Below are 5240 nucleotides of genomic sequence, written 5' to 3'. Positions count from 1 at the left end.
GTTCGACGAGGCGGAGTGGCTCGCGAACGCCGGCGGTGCACGGGGACTGGCCGGCGAACCGGGTTGGTCGACGCTCGAACGGGCCCTCGGGCCCGTAGAGGTAGAACTCCTGGAAGCACAGGTGCGCGTCGTGGACCTCGGGCCGCGTCGGGCGCCGCACGGAGTCGCAGAACTCCTCCCGGAACACCCGGTGCCACGTGCCGCGGGCGTGCGCGACGAGCGCGAGCAGCGTCGAGGCCTCCCCCAACTCGTGGCCGAGGTCGGCGTCCAGCGCCAGCACCCGCGCCTGCCTGGCCAGCCGCTCGGCGTCCGCGAGGTGGCGCCGCCCGAACGCGACCAGGCCGTTGGCCAGCGCGACCGCCGCCCGTTGCGCCGGTGACGGCGGGTCAGCCCCGGCCACGGCCAGCGCCGACTCGTACAGCGCGACGGTCTCCGCGTCCGGGCCGACCCCGATCCGCTCCCGCAACGCGCGGCGCAGCCGTTCGAACTGGCGCAACGCCTCGCGCCGGTGGCCCGCAGCCAGGTGCCGCCGCATCACCGCGCGGTGCGCCTCCTCGTCGGTCTCGTCCAGTTCGAGCAGCCGCTCCCAGTCGCCCGCGGCCCTCAGCAGCGCGACGTACCGGCCCTCGACCTTCTCGTGCGACTCGGCCGCCCAGCACTCGTAGCGGTCGTCGACCAGCAGGCCGCCGCGGTACTCGACGGCGGCCAGCGCGCACCGGGAGGGGTCGCCCGAGGCCAGCGCGGCGTCGGCGGCCCGTTCGAACCGGTCCAGGTCCACGTCGAGGACGCCGCAGGGCCACAACGTCAGCAGCCGCCCCTCGCACCGGACCGCGCCGGCGCACCCCAGCGCGCGCCGCGCGTAGAACACCGCCTTGCGCAGGTTCGCCCCCGCCGCGTCGGCGGGCAGGTCCGGCCACAGCCGGTCCATCACCTGCTCCCGGTGCAGGCGGTGGTCGGGCGCCACGGCCAGCAATTTGACCACGTCGGCCGCGCGCCGGTTGCGCCACACGTCACCGGGGACGGGTCTGCCGTCGACCGCGACGGTGAACCTGCCCAGCACGTGCACCTGGCAGGTGGCCGGCATGGCGGCACCCTACGTCCGGCCGGGCGGGAGCGCCTGCGGGAACGGTCCGGGAACGCCGCGCCGCCTAGCGTGGCGCGACCGACCGGGACAGGAGGACGCGATGTTGTTCATGGACGTGCACCACCACCTGCCGGAGGGCGCCGGCCCCGCCGACGTGGCCGAAGCCCACGCCGCCGACCTCCGCACCCAGGACCAGTACGGCGTCCGGTACCTCAACTACTGGGTCGACGAGCAGGCCGGGAAGGTGTTCTGCCTGGTCGACGCGCCGGACGCGGAGAGCGCGCAGCGGGTCCACCGCGAGGCGCACGGCCTGGTGGCCGACGAGATCCACCCCGTGGTGCAGGGATGAGGAACGCGAGAGGAGAACGGTCATGTCCGTGGCGGCTGTGAAGGGCTTCACCGATCCGGACGAGGTGCGGCAGTTCCCGCACGGCCACGTCGACCTGGTCAACGTGGGTGCGGCGACGGTCGGCAGAGCCGAGTTCGAGCCCGGCTGGCGGTGGTCGCAGGACGTCAAGCCGATCGCCGGCACCGAGTCGTGCCAGGCGGCCCACACCGGGTACGTCCTGGCCGGTCGGATGCACGTGGTCATGGACGACGGTCGGGAGGTCGAGGCCGGGCCGGGCGAGGCGGTCGCCATCGAACCGGGCCACGACGCCTGGATCGTCGGGGACGAGACCTGCGTGATGCTCGACTTCACCGGGTCGATCAACTTCGCGAAGAGGTAGGTGGGAACGGACAGCGCCCCCGGACGTGTCGTCCGGGGGCGCTCGTCGGTCGGAACGGCGGATCAGCCGAAGAAGACCTCGGCCTCTTCGTAGCGCTCCAGCGGAACGGTCTTCAGCTCCTCGGTGGCCTCGGACAGCTTGACCCGGACGATGTCCGTGCCGCGCAGCGCGACCATGACGCCGAAGTCGCCGTCGGCGACCGCGTCCACGGCGTGCAGGCCGAACCGGGTGGCGAGCACGCGGTCGTAGGCGGTCGGGATGCCGCCGCGCTGGACGTGGCCCAGGACGACCGCGCGGGACTCCTTGCCGGTCCGCTCCGCGATCTCCTCGGCCAGCCAGGTGCCGATGCCGCCCAGCCGCACGTGGCCGAACGCGTCCTTCTCGCCGGAGTGCAGCGTCTCGGCGCCGCCCTCGGGCATCGCGCCCTCCGCGACCACGATGATCGGGGCGAACTGGCGCTCGAAGCGCCGCTCCACCCACTCGACCACCTTGTCGACGCTGAACTCGCGCTCGGGCACGAGGATGACGTTCGCGCCGCCGGCGAGGCCGGAGTGCAGCGCGATCCAGCCGGCGTGGCGGCCCATGACCTCGACGACCAGCGCGCGGTGGTGCGACTCGGCCGTCGTCCGCAGCCGGTCGATCGCCTCGGTGGCGATGTGCACGGCGGTGTCGAAGCCGAACGTGTAGTCGGTCGCGCCCAGGTCGTTGTCGATGGTCTTCGGCACGCCCACGACGCCGATGCCGTCGTCGGTGAGCCGCTTGGCGACGCCGAGGGTGTCCTCGCCGCCGATCGCGATCAGCGCGTCGACCTTGTTGGCCGCGAGGGTCTCGCGGATGCGGTCGACACCGCCGTCGATCTTGTACGGGTTGGTGCGCGACGAGCCGAGGATGGTGCCGCCCCTGGTGAGGATGTCCTCGACGTCATCGAGCCCGATCGGCTTGGTCAGGTTCTCGACCGGCCCCTGCCACCCGTTGCGGAAGCCCACGATCTCCCAGCCGTGGGCCTCGATGCCCTTGCGGACCACACCGCGGATGACCGCGTTGAGGCCGGGGCAGTCGCCACCGCCGGTGAGCACACCAATGCGCATTTGCTTAGCCAATCTCTTCTCGTGGCGTGGGTCACCCAAGACTGACACGCCCTGGATCGGTGCAGCAAGCGAGGGTCCACCTACCGGACCGCGAACCCCCGCCGCTGCCGCTCGCTCTCGATCACCTTCCACCGGGCGAGGTTGTGCCGCGCGTCGGCCAACGCGTCGTGCGCGTCCGCCGGCGCCGGGGGCAGGTGCGGTTTGCCCACGTCCTCCCAGCGCTGGCGCAGGTCGCGGGTGAACCGGGGCAGGGAGCGCGGCAGGGCCGGCATCGGGCCCCAGAGCTGCGCCAACGCCACGTGGTCGTAGGCGGCGAACCACGCCCACAGCTCGATGTCGTCCCGGTTGGCCTTGGCGCCGCCGAGGAAGTCGAGGAGGTCGGCGCGGATCCGCTCCCGGCTGCGCCACGCCCGGTCGGCGGGCGACGGCAGCTGGTTGAGGACGTTCGCGCGCACCCACGGCCCGGCCTTCGCCGGGTCGAACTCGGTCGACACGGCGTAGAACTCGCGGCCTTCCTCGTCGACAACGCCGATGGAGACGAGGTCGATCGTCACCCCGTCTTCGATGAACTCACAGTCGTAGAAGAACCGCACCCCGCCAGCCTAGGGGTGCCGATCAGCCCGCCTTCGCCTCGGGCAGCCGATCGACGCCTCCCGCGGGCTTGTCGTGGCCCGGCTTGCCGTCGCCCTGCTCCTCCTTGGCCTTGGCCGCGTACACGTCGACGTACTCCTGACCGGACAGCTCCATCAGGGCGTACATGATCTCGTCGGTGATGGACCGCAGCACGAACCGGTCGCCGGACAGGCCCTCGTACCGGGAGAAGTCCAGCGGCTTGCCGATCTTGATCCGGATCGGGTAGGGCCGCCACATCTTCGAGCCGATCGGGTTGGCCTTGTCGGTGCCGAACATCGCGACCGGGATGACCGGCGCACCGGACTCCAGCGCGATCCAGGCGACGCCGACCTTGCCCTTGTAGAGGCGGCCGTCGGGCGACCGGGTGCCCTCGGGGTAGATGCCCAGGAGCTTGCCCTCGCGCACGATCCGCACGCCGGTGTCCAGCGCTCCCTGGGCCGCCGAGGCGCTGGACCGGTCGATCGGCACCTGGCCGACGCCGGAGAAGAACCAGCGCTGGAAGGCGCCCTTGAGGCCCTTGCCGGTGAAGTACTCGATCTTGGCCGGGAAGGTGACCCGGCGGGACAGCTTCAGCGGGAGGAAGAACGAGTCGGAGACCGCGAGGTGGTTGCTCGCCAGGATCGCGCCGCCCTCCTTCGGGATGTTCTCCGCGCCCTCGATGATCCGGGGTCGGAAGAACAGCTTCAGGATCGGCCCGAGAAAGATGTGTTTCATCAACCAGTAGAGCACCGCTGGGAGCGCCTCCTCGACGTGCTTGATCCCCGCCGCCAGCCTACGGAGCCGACCGCGCAACACACAACGAAGACCCGCGCGGAGGCGGTACGGTCCCAAGGTCCACCGGCTGCCGTAATCCGCAACACAACGGCGTCGTGGGACGATGTGACCTGGCAGAGGATGGGCCTTCACGACCCAGGAGGGCTGGAAGCACGCCGATGAACTCCCGACGCGACTCGACCGACGGCCCGGAGGACGTGGACGCGACCTTCGCCGAGATCGTGGCGGGTCTGGAACGCGAAGGCGTGGGCAAGCAGGTCTTCTCCGACGAGGTCGACCCGGAGCCGGACGAGGACGACGAGGCCGAGCCGGTGCGTTCCACCAGGCCGGAGGGCCAGCCCGCGGTGGCCACGGCCGACGACGACCCGGACTCCTACCCCGACGACCCGGACGACCACTACGTGCCGCCGGACCCGCCGCCGCTGCCCGCGTTGCGGCCGGGCACGATCGCGGCGCTGGTGGTGATCCTGCTGGGTGTCGTGCTGCTGCTGGTGCCGAGCCTGTTCGGCCTGACGGGCGCGATCGGCACGCCGCTGGCGCTGGTCCTGATGTGCTCGGGCGCCGGCTGGCTGATCCTGCGGATGCGCAACACCCCGCCGCCGGACTCGGGCTGGGACGACGGCGCAGTCCTCTGACCTCGCGTGTCCTACCCCCGGAACAGCCGTGTCCTACGTTCGCGTCACGCGAGTTGAACGCTCGGAACGCGAGAGTCCTACCTCCACAGCGCGAGAGTCCTACGCTCACAGCGCGAGAGTCCTACGTTCACGACGCGTGAGTTCAACGCTCGGAACGCGTGGGTCCGGCGCTCACGACGTGGGAGTCCGGCGCTCAGAGCGCCGGGGGCGAGCCCACGAGCAGGCGGATCGTGTAGCCCTCGCCGTCCCGGGTCATGCTCACGTCGCGGCACGTCCGGTGCGTCAGCCACAGGCCCAC

Annotated in this window: 7 protein-coding genes; 3 read left to right on the top strand and 4 right to left on the bottom strand. The window is 71.7% G+C overall.

Annotated elements, in window-relative coordinates; genetic code table 11:
- On the bottom strand, positions 1-1084 hold a 1084-nt coding region (locus AB0G02_RS25180; protein WP_360798024.1), incomplete at its 3' end, for a BTAD domain-containing putative transcriptional regulator.
- Between the two features lie 100 nt (positions 1085-1184).
- On the opposite strand from AB0G02_RS25180, the gene AB0G02_RS25175 reads away from it, so the two are divergent.
- Complete coding sequence (locus AB0G02_RS25175; protein WP_360798022.1) at positions 1185-1433, top strand: DUF4242 domain-containing protein; 249 nt, start codon at positions 1185-1187, stop codon at positions 1431-1433.
- 22 nt (positions 1434-1455) lie between these two features.
- On the top strand, positions 1456-1812 hold the full coding sequence (locus AB0G02_RS25170; RefSeq protein WP_360798020.1) for a cupin domain-containing protein: 357 nt from the start codon (positions 1456-1458) through the stop codon (positions 1810-1812).
- 62 nt (positions 1813-1874) lie between these two features.
- On the opposite strand, the gene AB0G02_RS25165 is transcribed toward AB0G02_RS25170, so the two are convergent.
- From AB0G02_RS25165 to AB0G02_RS25155, 3 genes are all read right to left on the bottom strand, one after another.
- Complete coding sequence (locus AB0G02_RS25165) at positions 1875-2900, bottom strand: 6-phosphofructokinase (RefSeq protein ID WP_360798018.1); 1026 nt, start codon at positions 2898-2900, stop codon at positions 1875-1877.
- A gap of 80 nt (positions 2901-2980) precedes the next feature.
- Positions 2981-3493 carry a polyadenylate-specific 3'-exoribonuclease AS gene (locus AB0G02_RS25160; protein ID WP_360798016.1) on the bottom strand — a complete coding sequence of 171 codons (513 nt, stop codon included), beginning with the start codon at positions 3491-3493 and terminating at the stop codon, positions 2981-2983.
- Between the two features lie 22 nt (positions 3494-3515).
- A complete protein-coding gene (locus AB0G02_RS25155) occupies positions 3516-4262 on the bottom strand; it encodes a lysophospholipid acyltransferase family protein (protein ID WP_360798014.1) in 747 nt (248 codons plus the stop codon).
- A 203-nt stretch (positions 4263-4465) separates the two neighbouring features.
- On the opposite strand from AB0G02_RS25155, the gene AB0G02_RS25150 reads away from it, so the two are divergent.
- A complete protein-coding gene (locus AB0G02_RS25150; RefSeq protein ID WP_360798012.1) occupies positions 4466-4942 on the top strand; it encodes a hypothetical protein in 477 nt (158 codons plus the stop codon).
- Positions 4943-5240 lie beyond the last annotated feature (298 nt).

The sequence above is a fragment of the Actinosynnema sp. NPDC023658 genome (assembly GCF_040639995.1).
GTDB lineage: Bacteria > Actinomycetota > Actinomycetes > Mycobacteriales > Pseudonocardiaceae > Actinosynnema.
Note: the sequence above shows the minus strand (reverse complement) of the source record. Positions and strands in the feature narration are given on the sequence as shown.

What these genes read in the sequence shown, in the direction of transcription:
- AB0G02_RS25165 (WP_360798018.1), bottom strand. Translation starts at nt 2,900, where the DNA reads ATGCGCATTGGTGTGCTCACCGGCGGTGGCGACTGCCCCGGCCTCAAC.
- AB0G02_RS25175 (WP_360798022.1), top strand. Translation starts at nt 1,185, where the DNA reads ATGTTGTTCATGGACGTGCACCACCACCTGCCGGAGGGCGCCGGCCCC.
- AB0G02_RS25150 (WP_360798012.1), top strand. Translation starts at nt 4,466, where the DNA reads ATGAACTCCCGACGCGACTCGACCGACGGCCCGGAGGACGTGGACGCG.
- AB0G02_RS25170 (WP_360798020.1), top strand. Translation starts at nt 1,456, where the DNA reads ATGTCCGTGGCGGCTGTGAAGGGCTTCACCGATCCGGACGAGGTGCGG.